This window comes from Planococcus sp. 11815, from assembly GCF_051096385.1.
GTDB lineage: Bacteria > Bacillota > Bacilli > Bacillales_A > Planococcaceae > Planococcus > Planococcus citreus.
In genome coordinates this window covers 491,663-509,348 of sequence record NZ_CP096991.1, presented here as the reverse complement: position 1 = coordinate 509,348, position 17,686 = coordinate 491,663, and the positions used below count along the sequence as shown (strand labels likewise).

The following is a 17,686-nucleotide window of genomic DNA, read 5'->3' as shown; positions in this document are numbered from 1 at the left end:
ATACCTCCTTCTATTTGGGTTAGTTATTTTTTTGCTCATTGCTTAATTTCTTCAATTTTTCCGCTATGCCCTTATCTTCTTCAAGCAACTGGACCAGGTCAGCGATACGGTCGATGGAATTCCAGCTCAAATGGTGCTCGATTCCTTCAACGTCGCCGTAGATTTTATCTTCATCCACACCGATCAGCCGCAAAAATTGCTCAAGCAAATCATGGCGCTGCAGCAAGCGCTTGCCGAGTTTCTGCCCCTTAGGCGTCAGCATCAGCCCTCGGTAGCGTTCGTAGATCAAATAGCCATCCTTATCGAGTTTTTGCACCATCTTCGTTACCGATGATGGCAGCACCGATAGCGCCTCGGCAATATCCGAGACGCGTGCGTACCCTTTTTGCTCTATTAATGAATAAATGATTTCAATATGGTCTTCCATACTTGGAGTAGGCAAATTCCGTTCCTCCCTCGCGTCGCTATGTTCAGTTTACTATACTGCTGCCCTGTGAACAACTGAGCACGGGCGCTTCGCACGCGCGTTTTCAAAGCGCCGAATAAAGGCAATTTTCCAACATTCACAAAAATGGTATTGAGGGCATAACGAAAGGTTTAGCGTATTTTCGCTCAGGGTAATGATACATATAACACAAAAGATAGATATAACTGAAAGGCAGGTGGAGAACATGGGACGTATTCTTTGGATTATTTTGGTAGTAATTCTTGCGGTATGGGTGATCGGATTCTTATTAGACGTAGCAGGCGGACTTATTCACATTCTTTTGATCATCGCGGCAATCGTCTTGATCGTTAACTTAGTGACAGGCAGGAAAGGTGTTTAGATAAACACCGGACCCTAAAAACCCCGTGAAAGCAGAGCAATCTGCCTTCACGGGGTTTTTTCATGCTCTCACTTTCGCATAGACGCATGTATCGCGGATTTTTCCGTCATGTCTCGACAGGCTGTCCTTACGCAAAATGCCTTCGAGTTCAAAGCCAAGACGCTCCGCTACTGCACGGCTCCGGACATTGTCCGGGTCGCAGCGGATTTCGACGCGGTTCGCTTGCAACTCTTCGAACGCAAAACGCGTGATGCGCTCTACCGCTTCCGTTACATAGCCTTTTCCTTCAAAGCGGCTGTCCACCCAATAGCCGATTTCGAATTTGCGCACTTCCCAGTCAATGCGGTGCAATCCGCTCGAACCGATGAACTGCCCGTTGTTCTTATCGAAGAAATGCAGCCGCAGGTCTTTGCGCAACGTGAAATCAGTTTCCGCTTGAATTAAATTCGCCGTCATTTCCGCGAGATTCGGCTCGTGTTGCGCAAATGGCATCCACGGGCGCAGCGCTTCCAATGAGTGGCGCACTGCTTCAAAACTAAGCACGGCATCTTCCCTTTTCGGTGCACGGATCAATAAACGCTCTGATTCGAATGTTTCCGGAAATTCCAGCAACAACGGATTGAAAGGGGGTTCTGCTGGCGCTTTGACCGCATCATCCCACATGACAGGCGTCGTCACACCTGCTTCCCAGTCTTCGCGGGTCATCCCGTAAGTTACCGCATCATGGTAGCGGTTTTGTTTCGGCGAAAACCACGCTTGACGCAAATGCGCTTCCTTCACGAAACCGGTTCGTTCGAACGCTTTACGCATCGCAAAATTATCGTGGCGCGTATGGCCTTCTAGGCGGATTTTCTTCTCCGGCAAGGAAAAGACGAAATCAGCGATCATGCGCAACGCTTTCGGGCCATAGCCTTGCCCCCGGTACGAATCGGCGATCCGCAAATCGAATAACGGAATCTCATCCTGTAGGTCGAAGATTTTCACCAAGCCCACTTGTTCGCCTTCGTCGTTTTCGATCCAAAAGGTCTTGACCTGATCCGATTTATAGCCGCCTTCTACGATCGTCTTTTCAATCAAAGCGCGCACCGGGTGCTCATGGCCATGATAAGGCCATGAGTTGGTCGTCATAAACTCGATCAATTTCTCGTGCTCTTCCATGGTCCATTCTGTTAACTTCAAATCGCAACCTCCAAACGCCTCTTACTTCTGGACTTTCACCAAGCGCAATGCATTCAAGATAACCAATAGCGTAGCTCCCATATCCGCAAAGATTGCGATCCATAACGTGAGCCAGCCTGGAATGATCAATAGCAGAGCCAAGATTTTCAGTGCCAGTGCAAAGATGATATTTTCCTTTATTATACGCAAAGTTTTTCTGCTTAGTCGAATGGTATATGGAAGTTTCTCCAAATCATCCGCCATCAAGGCGATATCTGCCGTCTCCAGCGCTGCGTCCGTTCCGGCCCCGCCCATGGCAATGCCAATATCGGACGCCGCGAGCGCCGGCGCGTCGTTAATTCCGTCGCCGACCATTGCCACGCGGCCATACTTCGCCTGCAGCTCTTTAACGGCCGCTAATTTATCTTCAGGCATCAAGCCGGCGCGAATATCCGTCACGCCGATTTCCGCAGCAATCGCTTTTGCTGTTGCAGGGTGATCCCCCGTCAGCATGATCGTGCGACTGATGCCGATTTCCTTCAAGCGCTCGATGATGGCCGGGCTTTCTTCCCGAATGGCATCCGCAACGCCGATCACCCCGAATAGATGCTTGCCGGAAAATACCGCCATCGCAGATTTTCCGCTTTCCTGCAGGCGATAGGCAGCTGCCGGGGCATGGAAGCCGTGCTCCTCTGCCCATTTCAAGCTGCCGACACGGATGCGCGTACCGCCGATTTCTGCATGCACGCCTTTACCGGTCAAGGATTGAAAGCGTTCGGATGGGTATAATTCGGGCGCTTGTTTCGTGATGGCACGGGCGAGCGGATGCTGTGACAAGGCTTCAACTGACGCCGCGAGCTTGACCACTTCCTCACGCGTATAGCCTTCTTCCGGCAACACATCGGTCATTTCCGGATAGCCCTTGGTCAAGGTGCCGGTTTTGTCGAATGCGACAGCCTGTAGGCGTCCTGTTTCTTCTAAATGGATGCCGCCTTTGATGAGCACTCCCTGCCTTGCCGCATTGCCGATCGCCGTGACAATCGCGACAGGCGTCGATACGACGAGCGCACATGGGCAGCCGACAACGAGCACAGCCAGGCCTTGATACACCCACAGCTCCCAATTACCCGTGACAAATCCCGGAACGAGCGCGACTAGAAAGGCGACAGCGATAATTGCCGGTGTATAGTATTTCGCGAAGCGGTCGACAAATTGCTGCGAAGGCGCTTTTTCCGCCTGCGCTTCTTCCACTAAATGAATGATTTTCGCGATGGTCGTATCTTCCACACGTTTGGTGACGGTTACTTCCAATGCGCCTTCTTCGTTCATCGTTCCGGCAAACACTTCATCCCCCGGCTGTTTTGTCGCAGGAATCGATTCGCCGGTGATCGCCGCCTGGTTGACAGCCGATTCACCGCGCAGCACCGTGCCGTCCATTGCGATTTTTTGACCGGGCTTGACGATTAATACGTCGCCGATGCGGATGTCTTCCGTTTCAAGTTCAATCAATTCGCCGTCGCGCTGGATCAACGCCCGTGACGGGGCCAAGTCCATAAGCGATCGGATCGATTGGCGCGCTTTGTTCATCGAGAACGATTCCAGCGCTTCACTGATGGCGAATAAGAATACGACAACTGCGCCTTCCCGCCACTCGCCGATGATAACTGCGCCAATGATCGCGATGGTCATCAATGTTTTCATATCGAACTCCAGGCGGCTGAGGTTTTTCACTCCCGTGGAAAACATTCGATAGCCGCCAATCAACATCGATGCGCCAAACAAGCCGATCGACCATGGATGTGTCTCCCCAAGCTGGAATGAAGCGATGATGCCGACGATGAGAAAGACGAACGAAATGGCCGTTTCGACCGTCTGGCGCCGTTTATAAAACGGTATATGCGGAACGCGTTGTTTTTCCGGATAGACGCGGATATGGTCGAATGCCCCTGCTTTTTCCAATTCTTCGATCGACACATTGCCATCGACACGCAGTTTGGAAGCCCCGAAGTTCAGCTCTACATTTTTCGCTTCCGGCAGATTACGGATGTTCTGTTCAAATTTCGCCGCACAACTTGTACACGATAGGTTTTCAAGACGATAAGTTTTGCTCAACTGAAACACCTTCTTTCGCATGTTCATTCGCGATGGTCACAAGCTGGCGCACATGGTCATCCGATAAGGAATAATAAATCTGCTTGCCTTTGCGTTCGGATTTCGCCAAATCCCGCTCGCGCAAATACCGCAGATGATGGGATGCTGTCGCTGTCGATGAACCGATCACTGCAGCGATGTCGCAGACGCACATTTCAGGCTCGATCGTCAGCGCATAAGCGATCTTCAAGCGCGTTTCATCCGCCAGCGCTTTGAATAAAGCCGCAACGCCATCGAGCTCGACCATATGCTGCTGCACCCGATCGACCGCTTCGGGATGGACTTTTGTAATCTCGCACATATCTTTCATCCTGTTCACACCCTTCATTCAAACCTTCATTTGATTGATTTCAGTATAAGGCTATCCAGCCCAACAGTCAAATGCTCATTTGAATGAAAAATGCGGCCACCCGCTCGCAATTCAGGAAATGCTATACTAATGAAAACAACGACACCATAGAACAGGAGAGACGAATTATGTACCAACACGTATTGGTCGCCATTGATGGATCTGAGCACTCAAAACGCGCCGCACAACATGCGATTCAACTCGTTGAAGGCACGCCTCAGGCACAAGTAACAATTATTTGTGCCGTCGATTACGGAAAATCCGAAAAAGAAAGCAATCGAGGGCTCACAAGTGAGCAAATAGCCGAAGCCGCTCGCGATTATCTTGAGCCCTTCGAAGATATCTTCCACCAGGCAGGCGTCCGTGTGAAAAGCGTTATTGTCCACGGTGCACCTGGGCCAGCCATCGTCTCCCATGCGAACGAACATCCATACGATATCGTCATCATCGGCAGCCGTGGCTTGAATCCTGTTCAGGAATTTGTGCTCGGCAGCGTCAGCCATAAAGTGGCCAAGCGTGTCAAAGTGCCGGTCCTGGTCATCAAGTAAAGAAAACTACATTCTGTGGAGCTGTTCGATTCCACATTGTTGAACAACATCGGAATCCGTAGCCTATCATGTAGGAAAACAGAAATGGGGATCATGATGCATAAAGGAAAACGCAATTCCATTACCGATGTGCCGGGCGTCACCGTCGGCCATGTCACACTCGACGAAAAAATTAATGAAGAAGAATCGGTCTGCACCGGCGTCACCGCGATCTTGCCTCACGGCGGCAATTGGTTCGAACAAAAAACGCCTGCTGCATCGTTCGTGTTAAATGGCTTCGGCAAAACCGCGGGGCTCATCCAGGTCGATGAACTTGGCGTGCTCGAATCCCCGATCATGCTGACCAATACTTTCAGCGTGGCAGCGGTGCTGCAAGGGACGATGGACTATATGCTTGCTGAAAATCCAGCGATCGGCGATTCGACCAGCTCATTGAATTTGCTTGTCGGCGAATGCAATGACAGCTATTTAAATTCGATGCGGCGGATGGCGGTCGAACCTCTTCATGCCGCCGAGGCGATTCGCACAGCTTCCGCTGACTTTGCACAAGGGGCTGTCGGAGCTGGCAAAGGGATGATTTGCTATGGCGTCAAAGGGGGCATCGGCTCTTCTTCACGCACTGTGGATTACGGGGATGAACAGTTCACGGCCGGCGCATTCGTTTTGACCAATTTCGGGCGCAAAGAAGAAATTGCCATCGCCAATTGGCTGCCGGAAAATACTCCGGAACAGCGGCCAGACGGATCCGTCATCATCGTCATCGCCACCGATGCACCGCTTGATAGCCGCCAGCTGAAGCGGCTCGCCAAACGTGCGGCGATCGGGCTTGGCCGCACCGGCACGCATGTACATAACGGCTCAGGGGACATCATCATCGCCTTCTCCACCGCCTATACAATTCCCCACCAGCAGCAATCGCCTTTTACCGATTTACGGCTATTGCGCGATGACCACGAAGTGATGGCGGGGCTGTTCCAAGGCGTGATCGAATCAACGGAAGAAGCGGTCTATCAATCACTATTCCATGCCGAAACCACTTCTGGGCGCATGGGACGCGTCGTCGAAAAAGGCTTGTTCGAATAAAAAAACACACAAAAAAACCGTTCCGCTTCTTCAGTGGAACGGTTTTTTTGTGTGTCGTGAAAGTGAAGAAGTCGTATTTTCCGAAGCTTACCGCTCGCTTTCCGTGGGCTCGCGCCCAAGCCTCCTCAGTCGCTGTGCGCCTTGCGGGGTCTCGGTCGTCTCGCTGATCCACAGGAAAGATAAGGTCGACCTACGGGAGACCTTATCTTTGCGAAAGTAATGCGCAGCATTATTGAGCAGCCGGGGTTACGAGCGAACGCTTCTCCAAATACTTAGATAGATCATTGATTTTGAATGTTGAAAAGATGATGTCATTTTAATTCATAACTAATTAATAGACTTCTTCAACGCGCAGAAAAACTGTTCCGCTTCTTCAGCGGAACGTTTTTTTTTACATAGAAGCAATTGAATAACCGGCAGCAAACAGCAGCAAGCCGGAAACAAGCGTCGCGGAAATATAAAAGATGCCTTGCTTCCAATGACCGTCTTCAAAATCCTTGACGCTATCGAGCGCCATTGTCGAAAAGGTCGTGAAGGCTCCGAGAAACGCGAAGATTCCGAAGGTCGCCGGCACACCTGCCCCGAGACATGCGCCGATGATGAGCGACCCGAGACTGTTGACGAACCAAGTCGCAAGTTTCGGCTGGCGCGCACGATTCTCCACCGCCATATAGCAGAGATAACGGGCCACGGCACCAAGAAAGCCGAATATCGCGATGCTGATCATTCGACCGCCCCCTTGCGCCCCGCCAGCAGCCCCAAAGCCGCTGCAACAATTGATGCGGCCGTCATGCCAAGGGCATACATGATGCCTGTTAATAAGGACGATTCAAGCAAGCGGAACCAATCCGCCGAAAAGGCCGAAAAACTCGTGAACGAACCAATCAGCCCGGTCGAGACGAACAGCCGCGTTCCCGCCGAACGATTCACCAATCGGGCTGCCGCGATGCCGATGATGAAACTTCCGACAATGTTCGCAAGCCACAAGCCCAGACCCGCCCCGGCGAATTGAAACACAGCCGTGCGGAGAAGCGATCCGGCCATGCCGCCAAACCCTACAGCCAATATGTTTTTCATAAAATCCCCCGAACGTTTTTCTCCAGTATACCTTATTCAGGAATGAGCGTTAATTCAGCTCCTTCCACATCGCCTTCGATGCGGGTTTCATGAAACTCGCCTTGCGCCCATTTGTCGACTTGGTTATGGAAAAAGTCGGATTTTACATGGCCGCTCAGCCCTGGCCCGACAATGTGATAGGCTTTCGACAAATCGGCAAGGTCGGCCACAAAACGCCAAGAGGCCCCGTGGTTGACATCGCCATCATCATTGAAGGCCGCTGCCTGCACGGTAATATTCGAGCCGCCCACTGGCACTTTGTCCGGATTCAAGAACTGCTCGAGAATCGGTGAAGCCCCCGCAACAGGATGCGGGAAAGTCAACTGATGGTATTCGCCCCATTCCCAATCTTGCGGATCGCTGCCTTGCGCTGTTTCGATATCATCGAGAGCAAAATCGAGCGAATCAGCGAGCCATTTTCCAGTGCCGCCATATTCACGCACCCATGCGCCCTCGTCTCCTTCAAAAGCCTGGCGCAACATAGCGTCAGTGATATGGTTTTTGCCTGACAGCATATCGTAGACATCCTCAGGAAATTGTTCTTCGAATAAGGTATCCGGCAATTGGCGCATCCACGTATGGAAGACGAAAGGTGCTGCCTGGCCTGCACTGTCGACCTGGTCCCATTCCCGCAGCATATCGAATAATTCTTCGTGTTCATCCGTCAGTTTTTCGACTTCCGCCATCATCCCTTCGAGAAATTCTGCAGCGTACAGATTTTTCTGGTCCATCTGCAAGACCATCATGTCTTCCGCAGTCAGTTTATCGTTCCCTTCGAGCACTTCTGCAATGCGCTCATAGCGATAAGGCTGCGCCCAGAAATCCGTAATATGGTACGGGTAGCTATCATCTATGACTTGGTTATTGGCGGTCGCGATAAAGCCGGATTCCGGATTGACCGAACGCGGCAATTCATCGAACGGCACATAGCCGTCCCAACCATATTCAGCAGAATCACCCGGCACCGGCAATTGCCCGTCGCCTTGCTTGCGGATTGGAATACGCCCGTTCGCTTTGTATGCAATGGTGCCGTCAGTCGATGCGAATACAAAATTCTGTGCAGGCGCCTGGAAATCTTCCAAAGCTGTTTCGAATTGTTCCCAGTTCTCCGCTTTATTGAAATTCAGCACGGCCTGCAACTCAAGCGTCGGCTCAAGCGCGGTCCACTGCATGGAAAAGACGGCGGATGGCTCTTCTTCTTCATATAAGACCGGCGATACGACCGGGCCATGGCGGGTGACGAGCACTTCGAAATCGACTGTCTCCCCGTCTTTTACTTGGATCGGTTCTTCCAGCACTTCCGCCTGCTCCCACTGGCCTTCATAACGGAACTGTGTCGGATCGTCAGGGTTTGGCGTTTCGATATACAGATCCTGCACATCCGGCCCGACATTCGTCACGCCCCACGCGATCTGTTCGTTATGCCCGAGAATGATTCCCGGAATGCCAGCGAAGATGACGCCGCTGACATTTTGTTCAGGCGACTCCAAATGCATCTGGTACCAAATGGATGGCGTGCTGAGCCCGAGATGCGGATCGTCTGCCAGTAGCGGCAGCCCGCTTTCTGTCTTATCGCCTGAAACGACCCAGTTATTGCTACCGTTGAACTCTGGCGGAATGACCGACGGATCGAACGCACCTGCGACCGACACTGGCTGCTTTTTATTGGCCGCCAAAATGGCAGGCGCTTCTTCCGGATAGCGGATGAACAGTTCACGCGCTTTATCTTCTGGGAATTCATTCAATGCCCAATGCCGGACAGCGAGCGAATTCCAATGGCCGCCGAGATCATAAGCCATGAATTTGCCGATCGCCAAGGAGTCGACAGGCGTCCACGGTTCAGGCTCATAGCCGAGCAGCGCGAATTCATAGCTAAGGCGCCCGTCTTCTTTCGCTTCTTCGATATACGCATTGACACCTTCCGCATACCATTCGAGCACTTGTTTCGCTTCTGCCCCGTAGCCGGACCAAGACGCTTCCCCGGCACGGCGCAAACTGAAGGTGCGGAAATATTTATCGGTATCGACCGCTGCCTCCCCGATCACTTCAGCCAAGCGGCCGCTTGCTTGCCGCCTCGATAAATCCATTTGGAACAAACGGTCCTGCGCCTGCACATAGCCTTGCGCCCGGTACAGGTCCGCATCGCTTTGTGCTTGGATATGCGGCACGCCGATATCATCCCGCACGACGGTCACTTGCTGTTCCAGCACTCCTACAGCCACTTCCCCTTCAATGACCGGTTTCGACTTCGATACGTAAGCGTTTGCAAAAATTCCTGCAACGGCTGCCAATGCGATCAGCGACCCGAATGCGATCAATAGCCATTTTACCCATTTCTTCCCCTTCATGAAAAATCCCCCTTTTTGATTCTCATTCGACCGGCGTCGTGGAAAATCCTTCCTCAGCATTAAAAAAAGCCTGCCGCAGCGGCAAGCTCAGTTGACGAAATCTTCTTCTCCAAGCACCAATTTCACTTTCGGCACTTGTTTCTTTTCAGTGAGGACATACAGCACATCCCCTTTTCTGAGGCGCGTCGTTCCGGTCGGCATGACGAGCTTGCCCGAACGGATGATGGCGCTGATCAAGGTCTGATTCGGCAGGCCGATCGTCTGCACCAACTGGCCGGCAAAAGGCGATTTCTCCGACAGTTCGACTTCAAGCATTTCTGCATTGGCACGATCCATCGACACCAGTTCCAAGGAGTGGATGCGCTTTGGAACCGGGCGCCCGTTCAACCCGAGTTTCTCGGCAAAAAACGGGATGGTCGAGCCTTGCAGCAACGCTGACGTCAGCACGATGAACGAAACGATATTGAAAAACAGGATGCTGTTTTCCATGCCCGCGAGCATCGGGAACGTTGCCAGGACGATCGGAACCGCCCCGCGCAGTCCCGCCCAGGACATGAACAGCTTTTCTTTTAGATCATAATCGAAGAACGCCGTGCTGATGAAAACAGCAATTGGGCGTGCTACGAAAATCAGCACGAACGATAGCACAAGCCCTTTCCAGATGAGTTCCCAATCAGCCAATTGGCTTGGAAAGACGAGAAGGCCGAGAATGACGAACATCACAATCTGCATAAGCCAAGCGAAACCTTCATGGAAGGAGACGATCGAATAGCTATGTGTCAAATCGCGCGTACCGATCACAAGCGCTGCCAAGTAAACCGCTAGCAGGCCGCTGCCTCCAAGGACGGCTGTAAAGCTATAGATGAAAATCGCAAAACCTGCGGCAAGCACTGCATAAAGCCCGGATGCATCAAGCCGAATCCGGTTGATGGTCCATGACGCGAACAATCCAAGCGCCAAGCCCAGAACCAAGCCGAGTCCCATTTGAAGAAGGAAACTGCCGAGCATTGTCCAGACCGATGAATCGGGGATCATAATCAATTGAACAAACGCGATGGTCAAAAACATTGCCATCGGGTCGTTCGTTCCTGACTCCGCTTCGAGCGTTGAGGAGATTTTGGATTTGATGTTTTGGCCTGCGAGAACCGAGAATACCGCTGCGGCATCCGTCGAACCGACGATAGAACCAAGCAGCAAGGCCTGCAGCCAAGTCAAATCAAAAACATAATACGCTGCGACAGCTACAATGCCTGTCGTGATCAAAACCCCAAGCGTCGCCAGGACGATTGAACCGCCAAGAACCGGACGGATATGCTTCCATTGGGTTTGCAAACCACCTTCGAAGAGGATAATAATGAGGGCGACAATTCCGACCATCTGGGCAATTTCTGCGTTGGAGAAATAGATGAGGCCTGAAACATCACTGCCTAGCACCATGCCGAGGAACATAAACAAAACGAGCGAGGGAACGCCGGCGCGAGCTGATACTTTCGTCATCAAAACGCCAGCCAGCAGGAAGATCCCGCCGATCAAGATTATACCGTCTACACTAAAGCTCTGTATATTGACCACCTACTCCGTAAATTACTTTGAATTCATTATACCATAATAATGGCACCAATTAAAAAAGCGGCACTCCGTATAAGGAGTGCCGCCCGTTGAAATCAAGCCATATCTTCGCCGACGATTTTCACTTCAAGCTCCAAATCGATGCCGAATTTCTCGAACACCGCTTTCTTCACCATTTCAATGGTTTGGATGTAATCGTTGGCCGTCGCGTTGTTTTTATTGACGATAAATCCGGCATGCTTTGTCGAAACTTCCGCACCGCCGAAACCTCTTCCCTGCAATCCGCTTTCCTGGATCAGTTTGCCGGCGAAATTGCCCGGCGGCCGCTTGAAGACACTTCCTGCAGAAGGGAATTCAAGCGGCTGCTTGCTTTCCCGCTGGAACGTCAAATCAGACATTTTGGCGTCAATGACCCGCTGCTCCCCGATTTCGAGGCCGAACTCGGAAGACAGGACGTAAAAGCCTTTTTTCGTGATGATGCTTTTGCGGTAGCCGAGTTCGAGTTCGTCTTTCGTCAAGACCAGCTTTTCCCCTTCTTTCGTCAAGACTGTCGCCTGGACGATGACGTCTTGGATCTCGCCGCCGTATGCGCCGGCATTCATTGCCATGGCTCCGCCGATCGAACCGGGGATGCCGCAAGCGAATTCCAAACCTGTCAGCTGGCGGTCTGCTGCTGCGCGGGATACTTTCTTAATGTCTGCGCCGCCTTGGGCAATTACAGTTGTTCCGTTGATCATGATGCCGTCCAATTTCTTGAACGTCAGAACGATTCCACGGACGCCGCCATCGCGGACGACCATATTAGAGCCGTTCCCAAGCATCAAAAGCGGAATATCATTGTCATATGCGTATTTCACTGTATAAGCTACTTCATCTTCAGTTGTCGGTGCTACAAATATATCGGCCGGCCCGCCCATTTTCGTCAATGTATGCAAATGCAGAGGCTCGTCCATTTTGACGTGATCTTCTGCCACAAAACGGCGCAGATCCGCCAACCAAGTTTCTTTCATCATTCCAAGCAAATCCCTTCTAAACTTTTCGCTCTTAATAGTATCCATTTTTCATCATGTTTTGACAAGCGATATTGCCTTGTTAAGGACTAAAGTCCAGATAAATTTTATCTCTAATTAAAACTATTTTAATTAAAACCTATTGACTTCGAGATATTAATTGTTTATAGTAAGGCTAACACATACGAAATTGGAGGAATTACTCATGAAAAAATGGACAGTAGACCAAGCGCATTCAGAAATCGGATTTTCCGTGAAACACATGATGATCTCAAAAGTGAAAGGCTCTTTCGCTTCATATGAAGCACAGGTAGAAGCAGATGAAAGCAACTTGGAAAACGCTTTGATCGATTTCAAAATCGACGTAACAAGCATCGATACCAATAACGAAGACCGCGACAATCACTTGCGTTCAGCAGACTTCTTCGATGCTGAACAGCATCCGTATATCACTTTTAATGCAACAGACATCCGCAAAAAAGACGAGGACGAATACGAACTCGCAGGCGATTTGACGATCAAAGGCGTTACGCGCCCAGCGAAATTCGAAGCGGAATATGGCGGCAAAGCCACTAACCCTTGGGGCGTTGAAGTCGTCGCTTACAACGTCAATGGCAAGATCAATCGCAAAGATTTCGGTTTGACATGGAACCAGGCGCTTGAAACAGGCGGCGTGCTTGTCGGCGAAGACATCAAATTGAACTTGGAAATCCAAGCGAACCCAGCATAAGTAAGCATAAAAAAGAAGCAGCCGTCGCTGCTTCTTTTTTTATGTTGTAGAGAAAGTTAAGTAGTCGTATTTTCCGAAGCTTATTGCTCGCTTTCCGTGGGGCGGGAATCGAGCCTCCTCGTCACTAAAAACGTTGCTCAACTCTCACTACATTCGAGCATCGCAAATGAATGTGCTTAGCGAAGCTTCGCTCATTCATTGCCTGCGGGGTCTCTCAAACCCGCTAGTCCCACAGGAGTCGAGCAAACACTTCTCCAAATACTTAAATAGGTCATTGATTTTTGAATGTCAAAAAGATGGTCAGCTTTTAATTTAATAACTGTCTAACAGACTTCTTCGATACTCTGAAATAAGAAGCAGCCTACGCTGCTTCTTATTTTTCTACGTTTTAGATGCCGCCTTCTAATTTCTTCAGCGGTTTCACGGCAGGTCCTTCCAATACTTCCCCGGTATGCGAGAAGCGGGAACCGTGACACGGGCAATCCCATGATGTTTCTGCATCGTTCCACGCCACATCACAGCCCATATGCGTACAGGTCGGTTTGACGAGATGCACTTGGCCATATTCATCTCGGTAACCGCCCGCTTTTTTGCCGTCCACTTTGACAAGACCGCCCTGTCCTTTTTCAAGGTCGTCGATGGTCTTGGAGGCTTTTTTCAGTTTGCCGCTGACCAGTTCTTTTGCCACCGAGGCATTGTCTTTCAAGAAGCTCGCCGCATCGGCTGTTTTCACTTTCGGCCGCGTCGGATCGAATAACGCAGCGTATGGGTTTTCACGCCCGACGATTTGGTCGGTCAGAATCCGGCCGGCAATGGCGCCGTTCGCCATGCCCCATTTATGGAATCCGGTGGCGACGAGAATATTTTCATAGCCGGCCGTGATCGTGCCGACGTACGGGATTTTATCCAAAGTCGTCATATCCTGCGACGACCAGCGATACGGAATGTCTTCTGCAGCAAAATAATCCTCACCGAACTTCGCCAGATTCTCGTAATGTTCCATCGTGTCGACGGAGCTTTGGCCCGTTGCATGGCCGTCTCCGCCGAGCAGCAAGAGTTTCTCCCCGTCCTCTCCCGGCGTAAACCGGATGGAGCGTGATGGGCTGTCGGCGCTGATGTACATGCTTTCTGGAATCTTGCCTTTGGTCCGGACGGCAATGGCATAGGAGCGGTTGACTGACAGCCTGGAGAAATACATGCCGTCGAAATCGTTGAACGGATAATGCGTCGCAACGACTACTTTATCGCACGATAAATGCGATAGGTTTTCCGTCTGGATGACCGGGTCTTTTTTGCTCAGGATTTTCATGGCGCGGCTTTGTTCGTGGATTTCTACACCCATTTTCTCCATTTCTTTTACGAGACCGGTCAAGAATTTCACCGGATGGAATTGAGCCTGGTTACGCATGACGAGCGCTTCTGTCACAGGGAACGGCAGCTCTGACTCTTCGCGCGCCAGCCCCCCGTCAATACCCAGCTGCTGGTACGCTTCCGCTTCTTTCTCCAATAACTTCACCGTGGAATCTTTCGTCGAATAGATGAACGCATCGCGATGCGAGAAATCGCAATCGATATTCAGTTCTTTTGCCGTTCCTTCGATAAACTTCAAGCCTTCCATATTGGCTTCGTAATAAAGCTGCGCTTGTTTTTCCCCAACGAGCTTGATCAGCGGCGCGTAATACAGGCCGTGCTGAGCCGAAATCTTCGCGGTGGTATAGCCTGTGACTCCATCGATCAATTTGCCGGCATCAAGCAATGTCACTTTCTTACCTTCTTTTGCCAACAAATATGCTGTGATGACGCCCGCGATTCCAGCCCCTACTACTGCAACTTCCGTAGACTTGTTGCCGGTAAATGCCGGGTAATCCGGCAATTCCTTGTACGCTCTCCAAAAAGACTCGTTCGATTCGGGAATACGGCTTTGTTGTTCATTTTGAGACATGCTGCCCCTCCTTTATTGAATGTTTTGCTTATTGACTGTCTACCCCTATGTGGAAATCATTAACCAATAAATGAACGAAGGGCAGCTGAGTTCATTTATTTGCGACGCATCTGCCTCGCAGATGTGGGAGCAAACTTGCGAGGCACGCCTCGGACATTCGTTTGCGAGGCTTGAGCACAGCGAAAGTCGAGCAAATAAATTGATAAAAGAAAAGCTGAATTGATCCATTTGATTGAAAAGCTTCGCGTGAACAAATTTAAACAAAAAAAGACGGAAACGCCGAAGCGTTCCTGTCTTTTTCATACATTATGCATTTACTTTAGAAAGTGATCCTGCTGTTTCTTTCACGCGTTCCATGCCGTCTGCGATGATTTGCTCAGCGCGGTCAGGGTACATATTGTGGCCTTCGATAATGACTTCTTCGATATCCGTGATGCCGAAGAAGTTCATGATGGCACGGATGTAGTTGACGCTCATTTCGCTAGGCGCCATTTCTGGTGTCGAGTAGACGCCGCCGCGTGCGTTCAAGATGATGACTTTTTTCTCTGGAACTAGGCCGACTGGGCCTTCTTCTGTGTACTTGAAGGTCATGCCTGCACGGTAGACATAGTCGATGAATGTTTGCAAAGCCGCAGGAATTGTTTTATTCCACAACGGGAATGCGAACACGACTACATCAGCATCCATGAATGCGTCCATCGCCTTGTTGGCTGCTGTCAAGATGCGCTGCTCCAAGTCAGTCAATTCTTCCGCTTGAGCTGATTTTTGCATAGCGTCGAAGAAATCCTGGCCGAAATACGGCATGTCTTCTGCGAATACGTCAAACGTGTTGACCTCTGCATCAGTCTTCAAGTTCTCCATGAATACTTCGTGCATTTTACTTGAAACGCCCTCAGAAGCCGGACGGTTATTGGCTTTTACGACTAAAATATTTTCCACTTGTAAAACTCCTTTATACTATTAATATTATTCTTTAATTCGAGACTTTTTAATTATAAGTAATTCGAGATACAAAGTCAAATCGCTTGCTCAGCTCATTCGCCGTCGCAGGAATCTCCTGTGCAAAAGCTTGTTTTCGCTTTTCCGATAGGCTTTAATGCCGGGCGCAGGCCTTCCTCTTCACCGATTTGTTCCAATGCCTCAATGAACGCTTCCAGCGGCTGTGCGCCGGAAATCGCATACTTTCGGTTAACGACGAAAAACGGAACACCTTGTACACCGATCTGTCCGGCTTCTTGGATGTCTTGTTCGACTTCGCCCTGAAATTGATCCGAATCGAGAACTTCCGCTGCCTGTTCGCGGTTAAGGCCTGCTTTTTCAGCAATCGACAGTAAGGTCTCGGAATTGCTGATATTATGCGCTTTTTCGAAGTAATGGTGCATCAACAGTTCGGTCAATTGATGTTCTTCGCCTTGTGTGGCGGCCCATTTGACGAGTCGGTGTGCAGAAAATGTATTGGCGTGAGGCATGTTCTCCACGTCGTAATGCAGATCGAACGCTTTTGCTTGTTGTGCCACGCCCGCTGTCATTTCCTTTGCCCGTTCGAGGCTTTGCCCCATCTTTTCAGCCAAGTGTTCATAAGCAAATCTATTGGAATCCACTGGAGCTTGCGGGTCCAATTCGTATGCTTTAAAGGTAATCTCCGCTTGGCTATCGTAGCCTGAGCGTACGAGTGCTTGTTCCAATGTGCGCTTTCCTATATAACAGAATGGGCAAACGTAATCTGACCAAACTTCAATTTTCATAACTACTCACCTCGCCCCTTACTATAGCAATGACATAGATACGCCACAATTTTTTTGCTTGAAGATAATTCCCAGCACAAAAAAACTGACTCCCCATAGGGAATCAGCTTAAAGCTTCGGTAATGACCGGAACGATTTGTTTCTTTCTTGAGACGACGCCCGGCAATATCACACGGTTGTTGACGACGCTTGACTCGAAGGCAGATTCGATGATGTCTGAGCGGCGTCCAAGGACGATTGCTTCCGAGTTATTGTTCAGGATATCCGTGACGGCGAAGACAAAAAGATCCAAGCCTTTGGCCGCGACTGTATTGCTGATCAGCACTTCCAATTCCGCCTGGCGCTCCAGTACTTCCGCTACATCGATAGCGTTGACTTGCGCCACTTCAAAGCGGTGGTCGCCTGCTTCAAATTCCTTGGAGTCGAGTGAGATCAAATCTTCCAGCGTTTTATTGCTTAAATCGGCGCCGGCTTTCAGCAAGGCAAGGCCGTACTCTTGCGAATCGACACCGGCGATCTCCACCAGTTCCCTCGCCGCTTGAATGTCCTGGTCGGTGCAGGTCGGGGATTTGAACAGCAAGGAATCCGAAATGATCGCCGATAGCATCAACCCGGCGATGTCAGCCGGCACTTCGACAGCATGCTCTTTATAGAGCTTCAAAAGAATCGTCGCTGTACATCCGACAGGCTCAGCACGGAAATAAAGCGGATCGGTTGTTTCGAAATTAGCGATCCGGTGGTGGTCAATGACTTCGATTACTTGGACTTCATCGATATCGTCGATGCTTTGCTGACGCTCGTTATGGTCGACCAGGATGACTTGCTTCACTTCATCTGAAGCACGCTTCACCAGACGGGGATTTTGTGCTTTGAAATGTTCGAGTGCAAAGAGCGTCTCGTTGTTTGCTTCACCGAGACGAATGGCTTCAGCATCCATCCCAAGCTCTTTCTTCAGATGGGTATATGCAATTGCCGAACAGATTGAGTCAGTGTCCGGATTTTTGTGACCTAATACAAAAACTTTTGACATGAATAATGGCCTCCTGGCTTGTGTAGTTTCTGAGATTATTCTATCACAAATCTCCTCTCCAGAAAAAATCTGCTACCGAA

17 protein-coding genes are annotated in these 17,686 nt (G+C 50.4%); 4 read left to right on the top strand and 13 right to left on the bottom strand.

The window, feature by feature from the left end:
- Window positions 1-19: 19 nt before the first annotated feature.
- Window positions 20-442 carry a transcriptional regulator MntR gene (mntR, locus tag M1Q06_RS02680; protein WP_274624894.1) on the bottom strand — a complete coding sequence of 141 codons (423 nt, stop codon included), beginning with the start codon at window positions 440-442 and terminating at the stop codon, window positions 20-22.
- A gap of 229 nt (window positions 443-671) precedes the next feature.
- Here mntR and M1Q06_RS02675 point away from each other — a divergent pair, with 229 nt between their 5' ends.
- Window positions 672-827, top strand: a complete 156-nt coding sequence (locus tag M1Q06_RS02675; protein ID WP_121300999.1) for a lmo0937 family membrane protein — start codon at window positions 672-674, stop codon at window positions 825-827.
- A gap of 60 nt (window positions 828-887) precedes the next feature.
- Here the strand turns inward: M1Q06_RS02675 and M1Q06_RS02670 are convergent, their stop codons facing one another.
- Genes M1Q06_RS02670 through M1Q06_RS02660 form a run of 3 tightly spaced genes read right to left on the bottom strand, consistent with a single transcriptional unit; the run spans window position 888 to window position 4,446 of the window.
- A complete protein-coding gene (locus tag M1Q06_RS02670) occupies window positions 888-2,006 on the bottom strand; it encodes a GNAT family N-acetyltransferase (protein ID WP_434401422.1) in 1,119 nt (372 codons plus the stop codon).
- Window positions 2,007-2,027: 21 nt separating this feature from the next.
- Window positions 2,028-4,118 (bottom strand): heavy metal translocating P-type ATPase, encoded by a 2,091-nt coding sequence (locus tag M1Q06_RS02665; protein ID WP_434402796.1) that lies wholly within the window; start codon window positions 4,116-4,118, stop codon window positions 2,028-2,030.
- Entirely contained in the window at window positions 4,075-4,446 is a 372-nt protein-coding gene (locus M1Q06_RS02660; protein WP_101189478.1) for an ArsR/SmtB family transcription factor, read from the bottom strand. The genes M1Q06_RS02665 and M1Q06_RS02660 overlap by 44 nt, the downstream gene beginning before the upstream one ends.
- Window positions 4,447-4,613: 167 nt before the next feature.
- Here M1Q06_RS02660 and M1Q06_RS02655 point away from each other — a divergent pair, with 167 nt between their 5' ends.
- Window positions 4,614-5,033, top strand: a complete 420-nt coding sequence (locus tag M1Q06_RS02655) for a universal stress protein (RefSeq protein WP_434401420.1) — start codon at window positions 4,614-4,616, stop codon at window positions 5,031-5,033.
- 96 nt (window positions 5,034-5,129) lie between these two features.
- Window positions 5,130-6,116, top strand: a complete 987-nt coding sequence (locus M1Q06_RS02650) for a P1 family peptidase (protein WP_434402794.1) — start codon at window positions 5,130-5,132, stop codon at window positions 6,114-6,116.
- 391 nt (window positions 6,117-6,507) lie between these two features.
- Here the strand turns inward: M1Q06_RS02650 and M1Q06_RS02645 are convergent, their stop codons facing one another.
- From M1Q06_RS02645 to murB, 5 genes are all read right to left on the bottom strand, one after another.
- Entirely contained in the window at window positions 6,508-6,843 is a 336-nt protein-coding gene (locus tag M1Q06_RS02645; protein WP_112233027.1) for a fluoride efflux transporter FluC, read from the bottom strand.
- On the bottom strand, window positions 6,840-7,193 hold the full coding sequence (locus M1Q06_RS02640) for a fluoride efflux transporter FluC (protein ID WP_112233026.1): 354 nt from the start codon (window positions 7,191-7,193) through the stop codon (window positions 6,840-6,842). The genes M1Q06_RS02645 and M1Q06_RS02640 overlap by 4 nt, the downstream gene beginning before the upstream one ends.
- Window positions 7,194-7,225: 32 nt before the next feature.
- On the bottom strand, window positions 7,226-9,580 hold the full coding sequence (locus M1Q06_RS02635; protein WP_434401417.1) for a penicillin acylase family protein: 2,355 nt from the start codon (window positions 9,578-9,580) through the stop codon (window positions 7,226-7,228).
- Between the two features lie 87 nt (window positions 9,581-9,667).
- A complete protein-coding gene (locus M1Q06_RS02630; protein ID WP_121300997.1) occupies window positions 9,668-11,143 on the bottom strand; it encodes a potassium/proton antiporter in 1,476 nt (491 codons plus the stop codon).
- A 101-nt stretch (window positions 11,144-11,244) separates the two neighbouring features.
- Window positions 11,245-12,162 (bottom strand): UDP-N-acetylmuramate dehydrogenase, encoded by a 918-nt coding sequence (murB, locus tag M1Q06_RS02625; protein WP_121300933.1) that lies wholly within the window; start codon window positions 12,160-12,162, stop codon window positions 11,245-11,247.
- A gap of 202 nt (window positions 12,163-12,364) precedes the next feature.
- On the opposite strand from murB, the gene M1Q06_RS02620 reads away from it, so the two are divergent.
- Window positions 12,365-12,889 carry a YceI family protein gene (locus M1Q06_RS02620; RefSeq protein WP_121300932.1) on the top strand — a complete coding sequence of 175 codons (525 nt, stop codon included), beginning with the start codon at window positions 12,365-12,367 and terminating at the stop codon, window positions 12,887-12,889.
- Between the two features lie 388 nt (window positions 12,890-13,277).
- Here M1Q06_RS02620 and M1Q06_RS02615 read toward each other — a convergent pair whose 3' ends face one another.
- The 4 genes from M1Q06_RS02615 to M1Q06_RS02600 form a co-directional block, all read right to left on the bottom strand.
- A complete protein-coding gene (locus M1Q06_RS02615) occupies window positions 13,278-14,831 on the bottom strand; it encodes an FAD-dependent oxidoreductase (RefSeq protein ID WP_434401415.1) in 1,554 nt (517 codons plus the stop codon).
- Between the two features lie 306 nt (window positions 14,832-15,137).
- Entirely contained in the window at window positions 15,138-15,770 is a 633-nt protein-coding gene (locus M1Q06_RS02610) for an FMN-dependent NADH-azoreductase (protein WP_121300930.1), read from the bottom strand.
- A 95-nt stretch (window positions 15,771-15,865) separates the two neighbouring features.
- Window positions 15,866-16,576 (bottom strand): DsbA family oxidoreductase, encoded by a 711-nt coding sequence (locus tag M1Q06_RS02605; protein ID WP_121300929.1) that lies wholly within the window; start codon window positions 16,574-16,576, stop codon window positions 15,866-15,868.
- A 103-nt stretch (window positions 16,577-16,679) separates the two neighbouring features.
- Window positions 16,680-17,606: a manganese-dependent inorganic pyrophosphatase gene (locus tag M1Q06_RS02600; RefSeq protein WP_434401413.1), complete on the bottom strand. Its 927-nt coding sequence runs from the start codon at window positions 17,604-17,606 to the stop codon at window positions 16,680-16,682.
- Window positions 17,607-17,686: the final 80 nt, after the last annotated feature.

Excerpts from the sequence above, each read along its gene's own strand:
- M1Q06_RS02645 (WP_112233027.1), bottom strand. The coding sequence starts at position 6,843 with ATGATCAGCATCGCGATATTCGGCTTTCTTGGTGCCGTGGCCCGTTAT.
- M1Q06_RS02635 (WP_434401417.1), bottom strand. The coding sequence starts at position 9,580 with ATGAAGGGGAAGAAATGGGTAAAATGGCTATTGATCGCATTCGGGTCG.
- M1Q06_RS02620 (WP_121300932.1), top strand. The coding sequence starts at position 12,365 with ATGAAAAAATGGACAGTAGACCAAGCGCATTCAGAAATCGGATTTTCC.
- M1Q06_RS02600 (WP_434401413.1), bottom strand. The coding sequence starts at position 17,606 with ATGTCAAAAGTTTTTGTATTAGGTCACAAAAATCCGGACACTGACTCA.
- M1Q06_RS02650 (WP_434402794.1), top strand. The coding sequence starts at position 5,130 with ATGCATAAAGGAAAACGCAATTCCATTACCGATGTGCCGGGCGTCACC.
- murB (WP_121300933.1), bottom strand. The coding sequence starts at position 12,162 with ATGATGAAAGAAACTTGGTTGGCGGATCTGCGCCGTTTTGTGGCAGAA.
- M1Q06_RS02640 (WP_112233026.1), bottom strand. The coding sequence starts at position 7,193 with ATGAAAAACATATTGGCTGTAGGGTTTGGCGGCATGGCCGGATCGCTT.
- M1Q06_RS02660 (WP_101189478.1), bottom strand. The coding sequence starts at position 4,446 with ATGAAAGATATGTGCGAGATTACAAAAGTCCATCCCGAAGCGGTCGAT.
- M1Q06_RS02655 (WP_434401420.1), top strand. The coding sequence starts at position 4,614 with ATGTACCAACACGTATTGGTCGCCATTGATGGATCTGAGCACTCAAAA.
- M1Q06_RS02615 (WP_434401415.1), bottom strand. The coding sequence starts at position 14,831 with ATGTCTCAAAATGAACAACAAAGCCGTATTCCCGAATCGAACGAGTCT.
- M1Q06_RS02675 (WP_121300999.1), top strand. The coding sequence starts at position 672 with ATGGGACGTATTCTTTGGATTATTTTGGTAGTAATTCTTGCGGTATGG.
- M1Q06_RS02665 (WP_434402796.1), bottom strand. The coding sequence starts at position 4,118 with ATGCGAAAGAAGGTGTTTCAGTTGAGCAAAACTTATCGTCTTGAAAAC.
- M1Q06_RS02605 (WP_121300929.1), bottom strand. The coding sequence starts at position 16,576 with ATGAAAATTGAAGTTTGGTCAGATTACGTTTGCCCATTCTGTTATATA.